17 protein-coding genes and 1 riboswitch are annotated in these 20,963 nt (G+C 35.9%); of the genes, 11 read left to right on the forward strand and 6 right to left on the reverse strand.

Translation table 11 applies throughout. The features are described 5' to 3' along the window. The first annotated feature begins 1 nt into the window (after position 1). The gene (locus B5P42_RS13220) at positions 2-289 is read left to right on the forward strand and encodes a hypothetical protein (RefSeq protein ID WP_044443329.1); all 288 of its coding nucleotides are present in this window, start codon (positions 2-4) and stop codon (positions 287-289) included. Positions 290-343: 54 nt separating this feature from the next. On the opposite strand, the gene B5P42_RS13225 is transcribed toward B5P42_RS13220, so the two are convergent. Both B5P42_RS13225 and B5P42_RS13230 read right to left on the reverse strand, forming a co-directional pair. Continuing rightward, positions 344-802 carry a hypothetical protein gene (locus tag B5P42_RS13225; protein ID WP_113734371.1) on the reverse strand — a complete coding sequence of 153 codons (459 nt, stop codon included), beginning with the start codon at positions 800-802 and terminating at the stop codon, positions 344-346. A 240-nt stretch (positions 803-1,042) separates the two neighbouring features. Continuing rightward, complete coding sequence (locus B5P42_RS13230) at positions 1,043-1,417, reverse strand: winged helix-turn-helix transcriptional regulator (RefSeq protein WP_113734372.1); 375 nt, start codon at positions 1,415-1,417, stop codon at positions 1,043-1,045. Positions 1,418-1,544: 127 nt separating this feature from the next. On the opposite strand from B5P42_RS13230, the gene B5P42_RS13235 reads away from it, so the two are divergent. Continuing rightward, positions 1,545-2,225 (forward strand): NAD(P)H-dependent oxidoreductase, encoded by a 681-nt coding sequence (locus B5P42_RS13235; RefSeq protein ID WP_113734373.1) that lies wholly within the window; start codon positions 1,545-1,547, stop codon positions 2,223-2,225. Between the two features lie 84 nt (positions 2,226-2,309). Here B5P42_RS13235 and B5P42_RS13240 read toward each other — a convergent pair whose 3' ends face one another. Beyond that, positions 2,310-3,983, reverse strand: coding sequence for an alkaline phosphatase (locus tag B5P42_RS13240; RefSeq protein ID WP_113734374.1), 1,674 nt, complete (start codon positions 3,981-3,983; stop codon positions 2,310-2,312). 267 nt (positions 3,984-4,250) lie between these two features. On the opposite strand from B5P42_RS13240, the gene B5P42_RS13245 reads away from it, so the two are divergent. Together B5P42_RS13245 and B5P42_RS13250 are read left to right on the forward strand one after the other, a co-directional pair. Continuing rightward, positions 4,251-5,303, forward strand: a complete 1,053-nt coding sequence (locus B5P42_RS13245; protein ID WP_113734375.1) for a pyruvate kinase — start codon at positions 4,251-4,253, stop codon at positions 5,301-5,303. Positions 5,304-5,666: 363 nt separating this feature from the next. Next, positions 5,667-5,948, forward strand: coding sequence for a DUF1292 domain-containing protein (locus B5P42_RS13250; protein ID WP_002013967.1), 282 nt, complete (start codon positions 5,667-5,669; stop codon positions 5,946-5,948). 158 nt (positions 5,949-6,106) lie between these two features. On the opposite strand, the gene B5P42_RS13255 is transcribed toward B5P42_RS13250, so the two are convergent. Both B5P42_RS13255 and B5P42_RS13260 read right to left on the reverse strand, forming a co-directional pair. Then, entirely contained in the window at positions 6,107-7,402 is a 1,296-nt protein-coding gene (locus B5P42_RS13255) for a histidine--tRNA ligase (RefSeq protein WP_113734376.1), read from the reverse strand. Positions 7,403-7,680: 278 nt separating this feature from the next. Next, on the reverse strand, positions 7,681-9,474 hold the full coding sequence (locus tag B5P42_RS13260; RefSeq protein WP_113734377.1) for a helix-turn-helix transcriptional regulator: 1,794 nt from the start codon (positions 9,472-9,474) through the stop codon (positions 7,681-7,683). A 269-nt stretch (positions 9,475-9,743) separates the two neighbouring features. Between B5P42_RS13260 and B5P42_RS13265 the strand changes: the two genes are divergently transcribed. From B5P42_RS13265 to B5P42_RS13280, 4 genes are all read left to right on the forward strand, one after another. After that, the gene (locus tag B5P42_RS13265) at positions 9,744-11,906 is read left to right on the forward strand and encodes a serine hydrolase domain-containing protein (protein ID WP_113734378.1); all 2,163 of its coding nucleotides are present in this window, start codon (positions 9,744-9,746) and stop codon (positions 11,904-11,906) included. 230 nt (positions 11,907-12,136) lie between these two features. Further along, positions 12,137-12,613 (forward strand): Cys-tRNA(Pro) deacylase, encoded by a 477-nt coding sequence (ybaK, locus tag B5P42_RS13270; protein ID WP_113734379.1) that lies wholly within the window; start codon positions 12,137-12,139, stop codon positions 12,611-12,613. A 371-nt stretch (positions 12,614-12,984) separates the two neighbouring features. Beyond that, positions 12,985-13,088: riboswitch (purine riboswitch) on the forward strand. A 177-nt stretch (positions 13,089-13,265) separates the two neighbouring features. After that, entirely contained in the window at positions 13,266-14,147 is an 882-nt protein-coding gene (locus B5P42_RS13275; RefSeq protein ID WP_113734380.1) for a 5'-methylthioadenosine/S-adenosylhomocysteine nucleosidase, read from the forward strand. A gap of 474 nt (positions 14,148-14,621) precedes the next feature. Beyond that, the gene (locus B5P42_RS13280; RefSeq protein ID WP_113734381.1) at positions 14,622-15,449 is read left to right on the forward strand and encodes an endonuclease I family protein; all 828 of its coding nucleotides are present in this window, start codon (positions 14,622-14,624) and stop codon (positions 15,447-15,449) included. Positions 15,450-15,591: 142 nt separating this feature from the next. Here the strand turns inward: B5P42_RS13280 and B5P42_RS13285 are convergent, their stop codons facing one another. Beyond that, positions 15,592-17,022 (reverse strand): YfcC family protein, encoded by a 1,431-nt coding sequence (locus tag B5P42_RS13285; protein ID WP_113734382.1) that lies wholly within the window; start codon positions 17,020-17,022, stop codon positions 15,592-15,594. Between the two features lie 198 nt (positions 17,023-17,220). Here B5P42_RS13285 and rraA point away from each other — a divergent pair, with 198 nt between their 5' ends. From rraA to B5P42_RS13300, 3 genes are all read left to right on the forward strand, one after another. Then, on the forward strand, positions 17,221-17,706 hold the full coding sequence (gene rraA, locus B5P42_RS13290) for a ribonuclease E activity regulator RraA (RefSeq protein WP_002013954.1): 486 nt from the start codon (positions 17,221-17,223) through the stop codon (positions 17,704-17,706). A 506-nt stretch (positions 17,707-18,212) separates the two neighbouring features. After that, the gene (locus tag B5P42_RS13295) at positions 18,213-19,997 is read left to right on the forward strand and encodes a DUF4430 domain-containing protein (protein WP_113734383.1); all 1,785 of its coding nucleotides are present in this window, start codon (positions 18,213-18,215) and stop codon (positions 19,995-19,997) included. A gap of 123 nt (positions 19,998-20,120) precedes the next feature. Continuing rightward, positions 20,121-20,942, forward strand: coding sequence for a DUF4430 domain-containing protein (locus B5P42_RS13300; protein ID WP_113734384.1), 822 nt, complete (start codon positions 20,121-20,123; stop codon positions 20,940-20,942). The last annotated feature ends 21 nt before the right edge of the window (positions 20,943-20,963 follow it).

A 20,963-nucleotide genomic window follows, 5' to 3' on the forward strand; every position in this document is an offset into this window, starting at 1 on the left:
GATGTACGATAAAGAGGAAGTTTATGATGAAGAAATTGCACCGTTAATGCAGCAGATTCTTGAAATCTGTAAAAGAGAAGAACTTCCAATGGTAGTTCAGTTTTATCTCGCTGAAGAGTCGCCATATGATGAGGAGTCAGTTACACCATTATATTGCACATCAATTATTATTCCTGGTGATCGTAACGATGAGGAAGGTATCCAACAATTGCAGGATATTGACGAGGTAATGAAATATGGAAAGAATGGTCCTCCATACTTTATGGCAGCAACAATACGAAAAGAATAAAAGAGCAGCTAGCAAAAGCTAACTGCTCCAATCGGTAATATTATTCCAAAAGTACTATTTTTCAAACTCGTCTAGTGCTCTTGCAGCAATTTTGACTTTAGAAAATGCACCACTGTTATTTTTAAATACAATCTGGTATTTACCATTAGGAAGCAAATCAGACCACTCAGTACTAAATTCATTAATAGTTTGTTGTCCAGGTGTTAACTTTCCGTTTGATAACCATCCACCTTTAGAATTATATAAATCATAACTGAAAGTTTCATTACCAATATTTTTAAGGAAAACTCTTAGATCCTTCCCGCCTTCATGGTGAAATTTGTAAATTCCTGAACCGTAAAAAGCGAACTCTTCATTAGCCTCTAAAGCATATTGAACTGGTGGAAGTTGCACTTGATTAGACTCAGTACTTGCAGGACTTACCTTTGTTTCTTCGGTTGCCGCGAATGTTGAAGTTTGACCTAAGCCGATAAGAGATGCAGCAATTACAGGGATAGCTAAGAATTTTTTCAAGATAAACACTCCTTATGGTTTTTAATTGAGATTTGCTCTCAAACACATAATAACCAATTAAGGTGAATAAGTTAATAGATGAATATTGTGTTTTACAAAAGTAAGCAATAATTTACAAATAACGCAACATATTGACAAAAAGTTAAATAAAATAATCCTTTTACTCAAAAAAGATTGCCAGTATCCTAAGAGGCAATCTTTTTTGAGTTGTTTGTAATGGCTGATTACAGGTTTTAAATACTATTTAGTGTTATCTCTACTTTCCAAAACCTGCTCCATATTATTAGTCGCCCATTCCATCATTAAAAGGATAATTGGACGTAATGACTCGCCAAGTACAGTTAACGAATATTCTACTTTAGGGGGCACTTCACGATATACCTCCCGATGTACGATGCCATCTGCTTCAAGTTCTCTAAGTTGAAGTGTTAACATTCTTTGGGTGATATTAGGTTTTAATCTTTTTAATTCATTAAATCGTTTCTTACCATCTAATAAATGATAAAGAATAACACCTTTCCATTTCCCGCCAATAACCTCGACCATAGCTTCTACTGGACAAGAATATTTATTTAAAAATGGATAATTTACATCATCTTCTTTTGAACTAATCATAAAAAGACTCTCCCTTAACAATAGTATCTTTTTTGATACTATAGCACATAAATGTGCGTACTTGTATCATTGTTACTTTAAAAATATAATTTGGTTAAATAATAATTTAATGAAAAGGGGATCTTTTATGACTAACACAAAACAAAATACAAAACAAAAAATTATTGAGGCTTTTAACTTTAGACATGCAAGTAAAGAATTTGATCCTATGAAGAAAATTTCAGAAGATGATTTTAAATTTATTTTAGAAACAGGAAGATTATCTCCTTCTTCTTTTGGATATGAGCCTTGGAAATTTATTGTGGTACAAAATAAAGAATTAAGAGAAAAACTATTACCATATTCATGGGGAGCAGGTGGGCAACTTTCAACAGCAAGTCATTTTGTCATTGTTCTTTCAAGAAACATCAAAGATATGCACTATGATGCAGAGTATATTCAGCACATGATGAAAGATATTATTGGATTGCCTGAAGAAGCCCAACAAATGAGATATGAATTCTTCAAAAAATTCCAAGAATCGGATTTTAAATTGTTAGACTCCGAACGTGCTGTATTTGATTGGTCATCGAAGCAATCTTATATTGCTTTAGCTAATATGATGACTAGTGCAGCTCAAATCGGTATTGATTCTTGTCCAATGGAAGGATTCGATAAAGAAAAAGTAGATTCTTTACTTCGTCAAGAAGGAATTTTAAAAGATGATAATCTTGAGGTATCAGTTATGGTTGCATTTGGATACCGTAAAGGAGAACCAAAATTTAATAAAACAAGACAAACTATGGATACTATTGTTGAATGGATTTAATAAGATAAATTTGTATCCATATAACGAAAAAAACGCTACCCTTTCTATAGAAAGGATAGCGTTTTTTTATGTCTGTTTTTAAATTTAGCGAGAATGCTTTGTGAATAGTAGAAGTGCTTTTTCAGGTACATAGAATTTCTCGTTGCTTTCTACAACGATGCCTCCTAATTCATAATCTTTCCTACCAATATAGATAATGCTTTTATTAACAAACAATTTGGCCTCCGTATTATTGCGTTTTACTACAAGCACCGGGTTTCGTACATCTTTTTTGTCAATCGTTACAGTTGCACCAATTTGTTTAAAGGATGTTTCAGCATCTAAGAATAATTTCTTAGTTAATTCTTCTAATTGAAAGCCCATTGCTTTGGCCATTATTTTCGCAATGTCTGTATTTTGGACTAAACCGTATGGCTTTTGAGGACCGTAAGAGTATAAGAATACATCTTCACCCGTATGACCACCAGTTGTAAAACCGATGTTCGCACGGTTGGCCAATAATTTAGTAAGGATTGGACCTACATCAGCTTTCTTTTTTGCAACTTTTAACCTTTCTCTTTCGTCATCAGTTAACTTGTCTAAACCGTAAAGAGCAGCAACTTCTTTTATATTAGATAAATCATCTTTTAGTTTATTTGTAGCACCCTCAAGTGTCATTTTCGCCTTTTTCAGTGGGGCAATGTAAGCTGATACTGGTGTGGTATCATATCCTTTTGTGGTATTGCTGTTGCCAATGGAAATACCGCTATTACCATGATCCGCTAATGCAATGACCATAGTGTTACCGTCTTTCTTCGCAAATTCTAATGCTTCTGTAACTGCATCATCAAATGCCAATACATCGCTAATCATCCCGATTGGGTCATTTGCATGTGCTGCCCAATCTGCCTTACTACCTTCTACAAATAAGAAGAAACCATCTTTATCTTTTGATAATGTTTGAATTGCTTTTCTCGTCATCTGGGAAAGAGTTGGCTGCTTAGGATTGGTTATTCTACGATCCATATCGAACGCAAGGGCAGTATTAGAGAAAGAACCCCAGATTTCCTTTGATTTGGAGTTTAATAACGCATCTTTTGTTTCGACAAAGTCATACCCTTTGTCTTGAATCACTTTTACTAAATCTTCGTTGTCTTTACGAATTCCGTTGCTTGTCGTAGGCTGAAGTGCTGCTTTTCCACCACCTAATACAACTTCTATATTTTGATAAACTTGCTGTTCACCAAGTACTTCGAAATCTTTACGGTTAACGTGGTGGGCAGAGAAACTAGCAGGAGTAGCATGCTGAATTTCTGATGTAGCAATGATTCCTGTCGCGCGGCCGGAACTTTTTGCGCCTTCTAAGACGTTGGCAACTGGACGAAACTTGCATTCTTCTTTAACTGGTTCTAAGCCAGGTGAATTCACAACAGAAGGTAATACGCCCACGTAGCCGGAATTTGATTTATTTCCTGTCGCTAAAGCTGTGGCTGCTGGTGCAGAGTCCGTAATAGCTGATTCTGCGGAATACGTACGAACACCTCCGGATACAATTTGATCTAGTGCAAGAGGTGAACCTTTATACCAGCGGGCTAATGTTGTAGCAGAAGAACTTGTCCCATCTATAACCATGAAAATCACATTTTTAGGTTGCTTTCCTGCTTTTTTCACCTCAGCTTTTACCTCGTTATCGTTCATTATGCTTCCTGTTGCTAATGTAAATAGTGCTACCGTTCCCGCTAATGTTAGTCCCATTATTTTTTTTCGAAGAGTAGTCATTGTGGTTCCTCCATAGGTCGTTTTCGATATCCCAATCTAACGTTCGTATGTAAACAAGATTTATTATTAGTAGTACCCCATTGCAACGAAACTAACAATAACGATTGAGTCAAAATGTTGGGCACAAAAAGTTAAATTAAAGCTATTTCTTCAGCAAAATATTCTCTTCATATAAAACTTCTTTGCACCCTTAGTTACATGGTCTTTCCTATAAAAAGAATCTTCTCTTTATTTTATGGGAAACATTTAAAAAAGGATGGTGGGGACATGACAATTGATCGAGTTTGTACAATTGGGCCAGCGAGTAATAATGAAGAAACGTTAGCGCAGTTAATAAACAATGGTATGAAAATTGTTCGGTTAAATTTATCACATGGTACGCATGAAAGTCATAAAGACATCATTCGTTTAGTAAAATCGTTAGACGATTCTATTAAAATTCTAGGGGATGTACAAGGTCCTAAAATAAGATTGGGTGAAATGAAAGAGGAACAAATTACACTTGAAGCAGGGGAGTTATTTACTTTACATACCAATCCAGTTCAAGGGAATAAAGAAGAAGCAAGTGTTGATTATGTAGGGATCGCGAATGACGTGAAAGTTGGAAGTAGAATTCTTATTAATGATGGAGAAGTTGAGTTAATCGTTGAAAAGATAAGTTCGGAAAAAATAGAAACAAGAATAAAAACAGGTGGAAATATTTCCTCTCATAAAGGGGTGAACTTACCAGGTACAATTGTTAGTTTGCCAGCTATTACGGAGAAAGATAAAAAAGATATTCAATTTCTTCTAGAAGAGGAAGTTGATTTTATTGCGTGTTCTTTCGTTCGAAAACCTAGTCATATAAAGGAAATACGAAGTTTTATACATGAACATAAAGAAACTTCCCCAAATTTAATTGCAAAAATAGAAACGATGGAAGCAATCGAGAATTTTCAAGACATATGCAAAGAAGCGGATGGCATTATGATCGCAAGGGGAGATTTAGGTGTGGAATTGCCGTATCAATTTATTCCGCTTTTGCAAAAAATGATGATTCGTGAGTGCAATCAAACGAATACATATGTCATTACAGCGACACAAATGCTTCAATCTATGGTAGATCATTCTATTCCTACAAGAGCTGAGGTGACAGATGTATTTCAAGCTGTATTGGACGGAACGAATGCTGTTATGCTTTCTGCTGAAAGTGCGTCAGGAGATCATCCAATCGAAAGTGTGAAAACATTACGTCTCGTTTCTGAATTCGCTGAGCATGTAAAAAAAGACGGTCCTTTTGCGATGAAAGATGTATTGGAATTGCTGCATAAGTCTCTTTAGTTTATATAGAAGGATTTATCTCTCATCCTAAAAACGTACGGAAAGGAATCAGGATAGGAGGTGCTATTTTAGTATTTACTTACAGATTGAAAGGTGGCATTCCAGCTGCCTATATGAAAGAATCATTATGGAACATGGAGGTCTTTCGGAAATCTAAAGAAGGATTTTAAATTAATTAATCCAATTATCTCATTTAAAATATGTTCATTCCTATTCATAAATGATATCCTTATAGTTGAATACTTTTGCTGAATCAGCAAGAATTTGTTGTTCTTTCTGTATGAATTCAACTTTTTTATGGAAAGATATGTTAGTAAGTGTGCAATTTGAACGTTTTATTTTTTAGAGTATGATAGGAGGAGAATGAATATGGAAGCAATTGAAGTAGGCGAAATTTTTAGTCTTACCGATGAGAATAATGAAGAACAGGAAGTTGAAGTGCTTGGAGCGATGGATGTCGAAGGTGCAGAATACATTGCAGTTGCCTTTGTAGAAGACATTCAAACAGAAACTGAGGAAGACATTGATATCTTCTTTTTAAAAGTAGAAGAAGATAATGAATTCTCATACATAGAGAATGACGAGGAATTTGAAAAAGTATCTGCGGCGTTCGAGAAGATTATGGACGAGCAAGAACAAGAATAATAATAAAAAGAGTTAGACAAAAGAGGGAGATGCATATCTGCCCTCTTTTTTTTATATGGTTGAAAATTACATTTATAGAAATCAATAATTATATTATGTAAACTGAATGACTCTTTATTTATGCACTAGAAAAACCACCCAAATGAGGGTGGCGCTTATTATATATAGTTATTAAATGTGTTATTTTCCAAGGAAGAGAGGGGAATCTTCACTTCAGTACCTTCCTTCATATTGCGCAATACAACGGTTTCTATAACAATTTCCTCTTCACCAATTATTAGCACATACGGGATATTTTCTTTATTTGCATAATTAAGGGCACGTTTCAATTTACGTCCAGCTAGTTCAAGTTCGATTTTTAAGGAAGTAGTAGAACGCAATTGCTGGGCGATTTGTAAACATTGTAATTCTGTCCCGAGTGGAATGATAAAAAGATCTGCTGTAGATGATATGGTTTCTTTCTGTGATAGTGCTGTATAAATAACGTCTAAACCGAATGAAATACCGACTGTTGGATAGTTCATATTATCACCACGGAATGCTCCGATAATATTATCGTATCGACCACCGCTACCGATGCTAGATGTAATCGTGCCATCTTTTAGAAAGATTTCATACACAGTGCCTGTATACATTGTGAGTCCTCTTGCTAAAAACGGATTGAATATCGTATTTTCATTTATTCCGAGAGCGAGTAAGTATTGCTGTAGTTGTTGTAGTTCTTCTACTCCATCGGCGACAAGTGTATTATTGAAAGTGTCTTTAAAGTCGGCTATAGGGAGCTTTAGGCAAGATAAAACAGTATTACATATTGTATCGGCCATTTCTACAGTAATCCCGCGCTCCAATACATCTTTTCGTACACCATCAATCCCAATCTTTTCGATTTTATCCAATGATAAAATTACGTCACTCGTTAGTTCAGTAGGGATGTTAATAGACTGGAGAATACCGTTTAACAATTTTCGGTTATTATATTGGATCGTTACTTCTAAGTTTAACGTTCGGAACAGCTCAAACGCCATGCTCATGAGTTCAGCTTCCGCCATGACTGATTCTACACCGACTATATCAACGTCACATTGAATGAACTCACGGAATCTTCCTTGTTTAATTGGCCCATCTCGAAATACTTTCCCAATTTCATAGCGTTTAAAGGGTAGGCGGATGTTCGGATTCATCGCCACGACTTTTGCGAATGGAATTGTTAAATCATAACGTAAGGCAAGATCGCGTTTTCCTTGATCCTTAAGTGTATATATTTCTTTTAAAATTTCATCGCCACCACCGTACTTGTATGACATAAGTTCATACATATTTAACGTTGGAGTTTCTAAAGGTTTACACCCATATCGTTCAAATGTATCTTCACATGCTCTTTTAATTTTATTCCTTAATACTTGTTCCTCTGGTAAATAGTCTTTTGTCCCTTTTACATTTTTCATTTCCACCATAATCACTCCTCTTTTAAATTAAAAAAAGCTATGCGGGTATAAAAATACCCACATAGCTTTATGAACGCTTCGTGGGTCAACAGGAAAAGCCCTGTACCCACGAAGAAAAATTTTTCTTCGGATACACGGCGTTACGTATGATGATGAAGTTGGAAAGACGTATTAAAAGTTCGCATTAAAAATCTCTCCTTAACATAAGTTTTTCCAAATTATATCAGATGAATTTGGAAATATCAATATTTTCAGTTTTAAAGGGAAGCCTATTAATTCCACAGTAGCTACAAGATATCTTCTGTTCGTGCCATTTTTACCGCCTCTTCACGATTGCTGACACCTAGCTTTGAATAGAGATTTGAACAGTAATTACGGATCGTTCCTTCAGATAAAAATAGCTTAGCAGCAATAGATTTATAGCGTAATCCTTTTGATAGATGCTCTAAAATTTCTATTTCGCGTTTTGTAAGTCCGTACGGGTAAGTTTGTTTAGTCGATCCGATTTTTTCTAATTGCTCACGTTGAAGTTTCATTTCCTCGAAAACTCGTGTAGCAACCGATTGATCGATCCAAGTCCCACCATTATAAATAAGCTTCAAGGCTTCCTTCATTTCTTGTGGATGAATAGACTTCAACATGTAACCTTCGGCTCCATGCTCTAGTGCAGTTGCTGCTTGTAAGGAATCTTCAAATGTTGTCATAAGAACAATTTTCATATTAGGCCAACGTCGCTTCATTTCTAGTAAAGCTTCAATACCATTCATTTCTGGCATTTGAATGTCCATTAGTACAATGCCAGGCTGTAATTGTTCACATAGTTTTAAAGCTTCAGCTCCATCGTGTGCTTTACCAACAACAGTAAAATCAGTGTGATGCTCTAAAATTTGCTCTAAACTATTTGTAATAAGTTCCTGATCATCAACGACCAATAAGCGAATTATGTTATGTACAAACTCTGTTTGTAATGGAATATTACAAACGATGAATGTTCCTTGCTCAGTACTAGAATGAACAGATAATGTACCGTGAAATTGTTCAAGTCGTTCTTTCATTCCACTGAGGCCAAAGCCAAATTGAATTTCTTCCATTCCAATACCGTTATCTTCAATTTGCAATCGAAGTTGTTGTCCGTCGAAATGCAGTTGAACGGATATGGTGCTCGCTTTACCGTGCCGAACAGCGTTTGTTAACGACTCCTGAAGACAACGATATAAGCAAAAATTCACTTTTTGCATCACAAGAGTTTCATTGCCAATCGTACGAAATGTAACGGTTGTACCTGTAGATTTTATAAATTCTTCTGTTAATTGTTGCAGTGATTCACTTAATGAATTACTAAGTGGATTATGAGATAGCTCGTGTAGATGCTTTCGAATGTCATCTAGACTATGCTGAGCAATGCTGATAAGTGAATCAATTCTTTCAAACTGTGAATTCGGTACTGATGATTTTAGTGATGTGACACCAGCGATGAGAGAAGTAAGTGTATGACCAATTGTGTCATGTAGCTCATGTGACAATCGATTACGCTCTTCTATTAGAGTAAGCTCTTCAATCCTTTTAATATGTTGTTCTAATAGTAGTTTTTGCTCTTCAATAATTCGAGATTGTTTATGATACTGAATTAATATATTAAAAGAAACACCAATTGCAAAACCGATACTACAACTAACAATCATTTCGTATGGCGACCGCCCGGCAATCAAGGCGTTCAATAATGGGAATACAAATCCACAAAAAATACCGCTCCATATATAATTATTTTGATTACTACATAGGCCAATAGTGATTACGAGTAAAATGAAAGGCCAAAGTAAATTTGGGGCTACGGATGCTAAATAAAGATAAAAACAACCTGTGGTGATAATATCGAATGCAGGGTACCATTCTGCTTTCTTATATCGAATAATTAATGGTACAAGGTAAACGACAAAAGCGAGAGCAAGTACGATTATACTTGACGTATGAATGAATGATGGAAACATAAAATTAGTACCGATGATAATGAATAGCCAAAACGTTCGTACTAATATAAATATCCAATCATACCAAAACCATTTTTTTGTGAATGAGAACATGAATTATGCACCTACTTATATTTTAAGATTAATTATCTAATGATTCAGATTCATCATGTAACATATCTTTTAAATCGTCAATAGAAAGACAGACAACAAAGCATGTCATATGAAGCAGTTGACAGTTTGTCACATGTTTTATGTGACAGAGTTGCACATAGTGTCACGAGTAAATTAAAGCATTTTGTCACTATGTTATTTAACAATATTGAAGTTAAGGTGAGGGAGTGAGGCAACAGAAAAATTCAAAATAATAGGAGCGATGTATAATGAAGTCATTTTTCTTAAAAAAAGGAACGGTCCTTACTTTAACAGGGACTATATTGGTTGGAGCGTTAGCAATACCTTCTTATGGAAACACACATGCGGTGAATAAAAAGACATCAACCGAGCAAGCTGTTGATAAAGCTGCCGATGCGGCAAATATTCCAGGAGTTATTGTTACTGTAAAAAATGGAGAGGCCAGCTGGTCATATGCTTCTGGTGAAGCAAATATTGAGAGGAATCATAAGGTAGATGCTGACTCTGCTTTCAGAATCGGGAGCACAACGAAGACGTTTGTAGCTACGGTTGCATTGCAGCTTGCTGGAGAGAAGAAACTAAGTCTAGATGATACGGTAGAGAAATGGTTGCCGGAACTTATAAAAGGGAAAGGCCATGATGGTAACAAAATTACGATTCGTCAATTATTAAATCATACAAGCGGAATTGCAGATTACTTGACTCCAGATCTTAAAGCGAAATTAATAGAGAATCCAAGTGAGAATTATACAGCGGAACAATTAATTTCCCGTGCCTTAGAATTAGAACCGGTAAAAGGCTGGTCATACTCGAATACGAATATGGTTATTGTAGGATTGATTATTCAGAAGATAACAGGGGAATCATATGCCGAGCAGATAAAAAAACGAATTATTGAACCTCTTAGTTTAACAGAAACAGTCCTTCCTGGAAGTTCGATGGATATTCCGAAAAAAAATGCCCGTGGCTACTTGAATACGGGAGATAAATTAGTAGATATTACTTTGTTTAATCCATCATTTGCTAATGCTAGTGGTGAAATGATTTCGACAGGAGAAGATATAACAACGTTTTTCCGTGCCTTATTAGGTGGGAAATTACTGACACCGGAAATGCAGAAGGAGATGGTGACTAACACAGTAGATACCCCATTAGGAAAGTATGGGCTTGGTATTCACGCAACAAAATTGCCAGATGGTACTGAAGTATGGGGACATGGTGGTGGTATTCCTGGTTTTACTAATTTTGCTGGTGGAACGAAAGATGGTCAACATGTTATCTCGATAAATATTAATGTATTAGGGGCAGAAAAACAGATTAACAATATTTTAGCTTCAGAATTTGCAGCGAAATCAAAAAAGGAACCCACAGATAAGGAAAAGAAAAGTAAACATCGAGAAGAAGTGCAAAATGTAATAGATCAAGTAGTAACGAATAAAAAAATTCCAAGTGTTATAGCTGGCGGATTAAAGGATGGAAAGCGTTGGTCGTATGCCACCGGAACAGCTAGTTATGAGATGCCACGCCCCGTAGAGCCGAATTTTTCTTTCCGTATCGGAAGTATAACGAAGACATTCACTGCTTCTGTTGTACTGCAATTGGCTGAAGAGAAACAATTAAACCTTGATGATACAGTTGAAAAATGGTTACCGGGAGCTGTACAGGGTAACGGATATGATGGGAGTAAAATTACAATTCGTCAGTTATTAAACCATACAAGTGGGATTGCGGCGTATACAGATTTAGATATGCGAGATATTACATTGCCTCAAAACCCATTTCGTTATTATAGTACCGATGAGCTCATAAGTTTAGCACTTGCAAAGCCGCCTGTATTTGCACCAGGGGAGGGCTGGGACTATTCGAACACAAATACTGTTATAGCCGGGGAAATTATTCGGAAGGTAACAGGAGACACGTATGCGGAGCAAATTAGAAAAAGATTCATTGAACCGCTCGGGTTAAAAGAGACTTTCGTAATGGAAGCAAGTTCGCACATACCGGGTAAGCATGCTAATGGATATAATATGGATAGATCAGGTCGTTTATATGATTTGACAGAAATTAATCAGTCATGGGCAAATGCAGCTGGAGATATGGTTTCAACAGTGAAAGATTTGACTACATTCTTCAGTGCACTGTTGGGTGGAAAGCTCTTAAATCAAGAGCTAATGAATCAGATGTTCACAACAGTAGATTCACCTATAGGTAAGGTTGGACTGGGAGTTTATGAAGAGAAAACACCAGACGGGCAATCGTATTGGGGGCATGCTGGTGGGACTTTTGGATTTGAAACAAGGGTCGGTGGACCTATTGGGGGAGAACATATTTTAGTAACTGCTATTAATGCAGTAGGTCCAGAAGTCATTACAGGCAGGGATAAAATATTTAATAAAGAGTTTGGACGTTAAATGTAAAACCGACATCAAGCCTTTTATTTGAAGGTGAGAGTCGGTTTTCTTTTTGCTCTCTTAGTACCTTTAAGTTGAGGATGTTTAGAGTCAAAACCTAATAATTAAAGTTTTACTTTAAATTGAATAAAATAATATGTGAAGTTTTGTAGGAGAATTTGAAAAAGGTGTATAATAAAAGGAAAATTAATGATGTGAAATAAATTTCTATGTATTAAAAGGAGAACCTCATGAAAAAAGATAAAACAAATGCGATGCGAATATTGGATAAAGAAAAAATTGAATATTCCATGATGTCATACGATCCAAACGACGGGAAAATTGATGGAGTATCAGTAGCGGAGAAGATTGGACGAGAAGTGAGAGAAGTATATAAAACACTTGTCGCTCAAGGGAATAGTAAAGATTATCATGTGTTCATTATCCCGGTAGATGAGGAACTCAATTTAAAAGCAGCCGCAAAAGCAGTAAGTGAAAAGAAGATTGAAATGATTCCTGTTAAAGATATTACGAAAGTTTCAGGATACATTCGCGGCGGTTGTTCACCAGTAGGAATGAAGAAGTTATTTTCTACATGTATTGATGGAAGCGCCCAATCACTTGAAACGATAATTGTAAGCGGCGGGAAAATTGGCGTGCAAATTGAGCTTAAAGTTGAAGATTTGATGAAAGTGACGAGAGCGCAGTTTGGTGAGATAACGAAGTAAATAGTGGAATTTAAAGGGACATAGAAGCCTTACATATTTGAAAAAAGAACCTGTGAATTTGAAATAAAGTCATTTAGCAATGCTTATCAAGACTTAATTTCTAAAAAACACTTTAATATCAATCCCACAGCATGTTATATGTGTATAACATGCTGTGGGATTTTTCTACTTGAAATGTAAATCTTTGTTTTTGATAAATGAAATAATTTTTGTTTGGTATATAGATTTTAAGTTTTTTGCGACAGAATCCATTGGGAAACAAAAAAACTATACCTGTTATTCCGATAAAAACGAACATTTTTTAATGAACATTAAAAAATGTTCATATTTTCATTGTGTATTTACTAATAGTTTGTTATATTACCAATATAATAATTTTAAATAACATCACTCGTATATACTCGGTAATATGGTCCGAGCGTTTCTACCTAGTTCCCAATGAAAGAACTGGACTACGGGTTAAAGTATTCGGTCGTTCGGTGTATTGAGCCGCTACCGATCTATAATTTAGCATTGGCCTCATCTTTTGCTTAATTAACTTTGACTACCGTAGTTCTAGAAAGTAGAGATTCTTCTACAATTTCTAGAGCTTTTTTCTTTGGACCAAAACTTCGAGTATAGAAAACAACAAGAGAAAGAGGAGAGATTATTTATGAAGAAAAATCTGTTGAAAAAATATGGTGCCCTAGCAACTACTATCGCATTGTCATTCTCAATACTTGCAGGATGTAATGCTAGTCCAAAACAAGTAGCAGAGGCAAAAAGCACTCAAAATCCTATCTTAATTCAAGGCCCAATGCCAATAGAAGCTGAAAAATTTGCAAAAAGGTTAAAAAATGTGAAAGAAGAAAAATCTGGGAGTTTTGTATTTTATAAAGGAACTGTAGACAATTATCCTGTAATCGTTGCGAAAACAGGTAAAGGAATGGAAAATACAGCAGCCGCTACAGCAGTGGCTATTGAAAAATATAAGCCTATAGCGATTATTAACCAAGGAACATCAGGTGGACATGATCCTAATTTAAACGTATTTGATATTGTTTTAGGAAAACAAGTGACGAATATAGGTTCGTTAAAAACAACAAATATGAATGAGAACCAAGGGATTGAGCCGGCAAAATGGATATCTATGGACCTGATGGCTTCTGAAGGAAGTGCAGGAGAAGATCCAAATGCTGAGAAAATCCGATACTACGAGGGAGATAAGGATTTACTTGCAGCAGCTAATGCAGTAAAAGACAAGTATACAAAAGGTAAAGTGGTGGAAGGTACTATAGGTTCAGCAGACGTTTGGAATAATGAAGTTGATAGAATTAAGTGGTTCCATACAAAATACGGTACATCTGTAGAAGAAATGGAAGGCGCTGCCGCAGCGCAAATCGCAAAAGCTTATGACGTACCATTTTTAGGAATTCGAGTATTATCTAACAATAAAACAAACGGCGGAAAATACAACCCGAATACAGCAGCGGCAAATCAAGAATATGTATATGAAGTAGTTAAAAAGTATATAGATTCGATACCAAATAAATAGTAGTAGTTCTGTCTCAATATAAAAATGGTATCATTACTGCACAATGTGTTGTGAACTCAGAATTACCAAAGTTTCTTTAATTAAAATAGATTGGTGCCTTACATGGTATCCAATCTATTTTTGTACTTATTCTACAGAGGAAGAAGGGTTTTACACAAAAAATAAAGACAGTTATAGAAAAAAGAAAAGTCGAACGATTTATCAAATATGCATAATTGCATAAAAAAATTGAAATTTATAAGTTAACATTAAACTACTTTTTAATTGTAAAGAATATTTTAATAATCTTTACTAGAGAAGGATATTCCTTGTGAAAAGTAGATAAACAAAAAGTGTGGAAATAATACAGACTCAATAGAGTTTTGTATTAAATAAAAAGAAAAGGATGGGTATGGCTTTCTAAAAGTTTTTGGGGGCTAGAAAGCATTTTTTAGTTAATAGCTTCAAATTATATTTTAAAGGGGAAATGGGTATATGAAGTTTAGAAATACAAGGCTTGCTATGGTTACACTATCTTCATTTTTTATTTTAGGTACTGCATCTCTATCATTCACAGATATCATACACGGTGAAGTAGCTTCTGCATCACCACAAGAGATTATTGTAAAAAGCTATGACGATACATATTATAATAATGCAATAGGAAAAATGGGTTTAGAATTAAAGAAGGAACTTCATAATATTATTGATGATCATACAAAGTTATCATACAGTGCGGTTTGGGAAGCACTAAGAGATACTGATGAAGATCCAAATAATAAAAACAATGTGCTACTCTTATATACTGGGCGTTCGCAAGGGAAACTTACGAATGGTTCAGGAGTTGATAATTGGAACCGAGAGCATGTTTGGGCAAAATCTCACGGTGATTTTGGAACGACTGCAGGAGCTGGAACAGATTTGCATCATTTAAGAGCGACGGATGTATCTGTAAATAGCTCACGTGGAAATCTTTATTTTGATAATGGTGGTGTGAATCATTCAGAAGCGACAGAATGTAAGTACGATAGTGATTCTTGGGAACCTCGTGATAGTGTAAAAGGAGATATCGCTAGAATGCTATTTTACATGGCTGTTCGTTATGAAGGAGACAACGGCGAAATAGACTTAGAATTAAATGAAAAGGTGAATAACAATAAAGATCCATACATGGGTAAACTATCCGTTTTACTAAAATGGAATGAACAAGACCCGGTAGATGATTTAGAGCGAAAGCGTAATGAAGTGATTTTTACGAAATATCAACATAATCGTAATCCTTTTATTGATCATCCAGAATGGGTAAATAAAATTTGGAATTAAAATATTTAAAGGTATTTTGCTTTGAGAGAAGGGATTGATCACTATGATCAATCCCTGTTTATATCTATACTAGAATAAGTGATTTTTATAGGATTGGAGAATAGAATAGATATTTTATTAAGTTAAGTATAATATGAGTCTTTTAATACGGTCCCCACTCAATATTCACGCCAACAATAAGAAAAATAAGTCCAATGATAAACCAAATGAATGCAAGTGGAGCCATGAAGCGAATCCATTTTCCATAAGAAATGCCGCTCGCTGCGAGAACGCCCATTAAAACACCGGAAGTTGGATTGAGGCAGTTCACTACACCTTCTCCAAGCATAACAGCCTGTACTGTAACTTGGCGTGTAATATGCATGAAATCGGCTAATGGAGCTAATATCGGAATGAAAATAACAGATTCTCCTGTCCCGGATGAAATGAGGAAATGTAATGCGGCACTACTTACATACATGCCGAGAACGCCAAATACAGGGCTATGTCCTTCGAGAGACTGTGCGAGTTGATTAACGATTGTATCAAGTAATTTGCCTTGTTCTAAAATGACTGAAATACAACGAGCCATTCCGACGATCAAAGCACCGTATATGAGATTTTGGCAGCCTGCTAGAAAAGTAGAAGCGATATCGTTTGCTTTCATACCACCTATTATTCCCGCTGTAATTGCTATGAATATAAAAGTAGCGGTCATTTCTGCGTCCGTCCAATGTAGACGAAAAGCGCCTATTAAAAATGCAATTAATGATAAAGCTGAAACGAATAAAATTAATTTATGACGTATTGTCCAAGGAACTTCTGTTTTCCCTGTTTCTTTCTCACTTGAAAGAGCATTACTTGGAAACCAGTTATCTCCGAGTATGCTTCCTTTATTCGATTTTTTTAAGCGTTTTACATACCAATTAATATACAAAATGGTAGCAATTAAAAAAGAGATATAAATTGCCGTACGTAAACCAATTCCTGAAAACATCGGGAGTTCTGCGATTTTTTGTGAAATGCCTAAAGGTGAGGGAGATAAAATAGTAGCATTAAAACCAGCATAAGTGCCTAAATAAATAATTGCTACGCCGACGATAGCGTCCCATTTTAATGTGCGCGCAACGATGATGCCGATGGGGATAAAGCCAATAACTGAGTTAACGATAATGCCAGTTGTGCCGAGAATAGAAAAGAGTGCGGCGACAATGCAAATGAAAAGTAATTGCTGATTACGAAATTTGTTAATCACATGATAGATTAAACCGTCAAGAGCACCTGTTTTTTCAAGAATCGCAATAGCTCCACCTGTAAATAAAATTAAGAAGATGATCGGAGCAGCAAGTGTCATTCCTTTTTCAATAGCGGTAAAAAAAGAAACAAACCCTACCGGCGATTGTGGAACAGAATGATAACTTCCTGGTATTGTCGTTGTAACAGTACCGTTTGTAACTCTTTTAAATTCTCCAGCAGGAACGAAATATGTAGCAATGGCACAAAGTAAGGCGATAAAAAATAGTAGTACGTACGCGTCAGGCATTTTAAACTTTCGTTTACTCGGCTGTTTTTTTACCTCGGTCTGTAATTGCATAAAACCCCTCCTTTTTCACCTGGTTAATTTTTAATATTCTGAAATTTATCTGTGAAATAGATTATAATAAAGGTGGCTTCTTAAGGCAATAGTTTTTCTATCCTTTTTCTGCACATACAAATTCTTGCAACGTTTGACAGGGAAACGAAAAAAATCCAAGAATATGTAATATAAAAGGAAAAGAAAAGAGGGAAAGAGATGTGGAAAACTACGGATCTATGTGATGAATTTGAAAAGGAATTACAAATATGTCGCCAGTCTTTTCGGTCTTTCGGGAAGAAAAAACAATTCTATGGGAAAATCGCAACGGTAAAAGTGAAGGATGATAATGTGCTAGTAAAAGAGGGGTTACAAACACTGCCGGAAGGTACAGTATTAGTTGTTGATGGCGGAGCTTCTAAAAATTGTGCGTTACTCGGTGATAATTTGGCCGCTATTGCGGAAGAAAGAAACTTAGCAGGAATTATTGTAAATGGGTATGTTCGTGATTCTAGTGAATTAAAAAATATTAATATTGGTATTGTAGCGTTAGGGACAATGCCAAATAGAAGTGTAAAAGAAGGAAAAGGAGAAAGAAATATTCCGGTGCAATTTGGTGAAGTTGAATGGAAACCGAATGAATATGTTTATGTAGATGAAGATGGAATTATTGTTAGTGATAAAAGCTTACATAGTGAGGGATGACTTCTAATAATGGAAGGCTATTAAGCTATTATTCTTAGAAAATAAATCCGATAAAGCATGGACAAAATTCTTTGTCAATAGTAAAATAATACAGAATTTAAAAATTACAGAATGTATAGGTTTATCGATTTACGATAAAGTGAAACTTTAATCAGTGGGGATTTTGTTCATCCCCACTGATTATTAACCTTCACCAATCGGGCATTTACGGGCAGTTGATCCCCACCTAACTTCTTTGCTTTCGCTGAATTTGAGGTGGGGGTCTTACTGCTCGGCGAATAGCGGGATGACTTGAAAAGGGAGTAAATTTTGCCTAGAAAAGTGAATGTTATCACAATGGTGCGTTCATAAACGAAATTATTTTTCCTATACAAATATAGCCGCGAATAATGCGGGTAGGAGGTGTTGTACATTTTTGTTCGACACTTACAAAAAGAGAGTGTCAACCGCATGCCCTTAAAGGGTCTTTTTTTGTGTGAATGTTAGTAAAGGGAGGGAATTTTGGGATGGCAATGTTAAAGAAATGGCTGCTTACATCATTAATGGCAGTGGCACTTGTATTTGTTTCTTTTGCGAATACAGTACATATTACGTTTGCTGAAGGAAAGACAGCGAAACTTGCAATTATTGGTGAATCACAAAAAGGAATTATGTTATGTCCGAAAGAAGTTTCCATTGAAGATGGAGAAACAGCTTTTAGTTTGCTACAAAAAGTTATGGGTGACAAAGTAACATCTGAAAGTATGTCATTTGGAACGTATATAAAGGGCATCGATGGATTAATGGCCGGAGCAACGAGCGGTTGGTTGTATGATGTAAATGATAAATCTGCAGAAGTTGGGGCGGATAGTTATAAATTAGAGTCTGGGGATGTTGTTGCATTTCGTTACGTTGCAGACTGGAGCAATATGAGTCAACAAACGTTGCAACAAACGTTAGATAAATTTGGCACTTGTAAAACTGTAGAAGAGCCAAAACCAGAGGAACCGAAAACAGAAAAACCAGATGGTAAACCAGAGGAACCGAAAACAGAAAAGCCAGATGATAAACCAGAAGAACCGAAAACAGAAAAGCCAGATGGTAAGCCAGAAGAACCGAAAACAGAAAAGCCAGATGGTAAACCAGAAGATAAAGTAACAGAACAACCAAAGCAAGAAAAAGTCGAAATTCCAGCAGCACAATTAAACGAAGCGATTTCTAAAACGTCAGAAAAGATGTTACAAGATGGAATTGGTAGTGATTGGGTTGCGATTGGACTTGCTCGTTCAGGTGTAAATGTTCCGCTTGAAACGAAAATAAACTATGTTAAGCCAGTAGCTGAAAAGGTTAAGAAGCGTTTAAATCGTTTTTCAGCAACAGATTTAGCTAGAACGATTATTATGATGAATGCAATGAATGTTGATCCTACAAAGGTAGAGGGACAAAATTTAGTACAAAATTTATTTGAATCAGATAAAGTGAATTCTGTTACAGGATACGCATTTACATTACTTGCATTAGATACAAAGAAATATGAGATTCCGGCCGAAGCAAAATGGAATCGAGCTGCTTTAGTACAAGCACTTTTACAAGCGCAGCATACAGACGGTGGCTGGACATATGATAGTTCAAGTAGTAAAGAAAGTGCTAGTAACGTTGATGTAACAAGTATGGTATTAGCAGCATTAGCTCCTTATCAAGATCAAGCAGATGTAAAGCCAGCTATTCAAAAAGCTGTTGATTATTTATACAAGCAGCAGCTAGGTAATGGTGGTTTTGCCGCTGATGGACAAGAGAATTCTAATAGTACTGCACAAGCAATTATTGGACTATCGCTAGTTAAAGATTTAGATCACGATCGTCTTAATAAAGCAGTACAAAATTTAATGTCATACCAGCTTCCAAATGGTGAGTTCAAATGGTTACCAAGTGATCAAAAAGGTAGCGGAATGGCTACAGAGCAAGCATTTTTAGCGTTACTTCAGTTTAAAGATCTCGGGAAATCGATTTATGATTGGTCAAATGTAGTAGAGAATGAAATTGATACGAAACCAATTGTAGAGCCAGAGACAACTGTAGAAGAAAAAGAAGTTGTAGAACAGCCGAAACAACAAGAAGAGTTACAAAAACAACCAAAAGATGAAAATCTAAAAGTTGTTGTAGATAACGAACGAGTTAATAAAGAAACAAACAAGAATAAGAATCAATTACCACAAACAGGAGCATCTTCTCATAGTGCAGCAACACAAGTAGGTATGGGTGTATTATGTATCGCTTCTGCATATGTATTATGGAGACGTAAAGCAGCTTAACAAAAATTAGGAGCAATCATTTGCTCCTAATTTTATTATAAAAGTGAGGGCTAATAATGAGTGGGGATGAACAAAATCTCCACTCATTAAAGTTTCACTTTAATATGAAAGGTGAGGGACAGCATGAGTAAGATGAAATGGTTCATTTCTTTAGTTCTTTCATTGGGATTATTAGCCGGATGTGAAGAAACGGCTGTAAAACCTGAGAAGAAGGCAGAACCGAAGCAAGAAGAGCAAAAAGAAGTAGCGAAACAGGAAGAACAAAAAGATGTACCGAAACCGGAAGAGAAGCAAGCTGAACCGGAACCGGAACAGAAACAACAAGAAGAGCAGAAAGATAAACAAGAACAAAAAGTAGAAGAGAAACCGAAAGAAGAAAAAGCGCAGGAACAACCTGAAGTAAAGAAAGAAGAGAAACAAAAGGAACAGCCTGCTGCAAATAAACAACCAGAGCAACAAAAAGTACAAGAAGAGAAACCCCAGCAGCCGAAAGCGCCAGAGGTTAAAGAAGAAGCAAAGGTTGTTAATCAGCCGAAAGAAACACCAAAGCAGGAGCAAAAAGTAGACCCGAATAAAGAGGAGAAAAACATACCAGCTCCGCCAGTACCAACACCGGTACCGCCACCACCGCCACCACCAGTACCTAAAGCAAAACAAGTTACTATCTCCGTAAAAGGAAATGAAGGGTACTTATTAGGTGCGAAAAAGGTTGATGTTCAAGAAGGCGATACAGTTTACAGTGTGTTAAAGAGTACAGGATTAGATGTTGATGCAATGGGCTCTAAAGGTGATATTTATGTAAAAGGTATTGAAAACTTATATGAAAAAGATGTAAATGATAATAGTGGATGGAAATATCGTGTGAACGGTGCATTTCCGAACCGTAGCGCAGGTGTAGTTACAGTTAAGCCTGGAGATAAAGTCGAGTGGGTGTATGTATACTAAATTAAGAAAGGATCTTCGGTA

This window comes from Bacillus sp. SRB_331 (assembly GCF_003264175.1).
Classification (GTDB): Bacteria; Bacillota; Bacilli; order Bacillales; family Bacillaceae_G; genus Bacillus_A; species Bacillus_A mycoides.

Bases quoted from the DNA above. Each gene is read 5' to 3' on its own strand.
- B5P42_RS13255 (WP_113734376.1), bottom strand. From the start codon at position 7,402: ATGGTGGAAATGAAAAATGTAAAAGGGACAAAAGACTATTTACCAGAG.
- B5P42_RS13230 (WP_113734372.1), bottom strand. From the start codon at position 1,417: ATGATTAGTTCAAAAGAAGATGATGTAAATTATCCATTTTTAAATAAA.
- rraA (WP_002013954.1), top strand. From the start codon at position 17,221: ATGTGGAAAACTACGGATCTATGTGATGAATTTGAAAAGGAATTACAA.
- B5P42_RS13275 (WP_113734380.1), top strand. From the start codon at position 13,266: ATGAAGAAAAATCTGTTGAAAAAATATGGTGCCCTAGCAACTACTATC.
- B5P42_RS13280 (WP_113734381.1), top strand. From the start codon at position 14,622: ATGAAGTTTAGAAATACAAGGCTTGCTATGGTTACACTATCTTCATTT.
- B5P42_RS13220 (WP_044443329.1), top strand. From the start codon at position 2: ATGTACGATAAAGAGGAAGTTTATGATGAAGAAATTGCACCGTTAATG.
- B5P42_RS13265 (WP_113734378.1), top strand. From the start codon at position 9,744: ATGAAGTCATTTTTCTTAAAAAAAGGAACGGTCCTTACTTTAACAGGG.
- B5P42_RS13245 (WP_113734375.1), top strand. From the start codon at position 4,251: ATGACAATTGATCGAGTTTGTACAATTGGGCCAGCGAGTAATAATGAA.
- B5P42_RS13260 (WP_113734377.1), bottom strand. From the start codon at position 9,474: ATGTTCTCATTCACAAAAAAATGGTTTTGGTATGATTGGATATTTATA.
- B5P42_RS13285 (WP_113734382.1), bottom strand. From the start codon at position 17,022: ATGCAATTACAGACCGAGGTAAAAAAACAGCCGAGTAAACGAAAGTTT.
- B5P42_RS13235 (WP_113734373.1), top strand. From the start codon at position 1,545: ATGACTAACACAAAACAAAATACAAAACAAAAAATTATTGAGGCTTTT.
- ybaK (WP_113734379.1), top strand. From the start codon at position 12,137: ATGAAAAAAGATAAAACAAATGCGATGCGAATATTGGATAAAGAAAAA.
- B5P42_RS13300 (WP_113734384.1), top strand. From the start codon at position 20,121: ATGAGTAAGATGAAATGGTTCATTTCTTTAGTTCTTTCATTGGGATTA.
- B5P42_RS13250 (WP_002013967.1), top strand. From the start codon at position 5,667: ATGAATATGGAAGCAATTGAAGTAGGCGAAATTTTTAGTCTTACCGAT.
- B5P42_RS13240 (WP_113734374.1), bottom strand. From the start codon at position 3,983: ATGACTACTCTTCGAAAAAAAATAATGGGACTAACATTAGCGGGAACG.
- B5P42_RS13295 (WP_113734383.1), top strand. From the start codon at position 18,213: ATGGCAATGTTAAAGAAATGGCTGCTTACATCATTAATGGCAGTGGCA.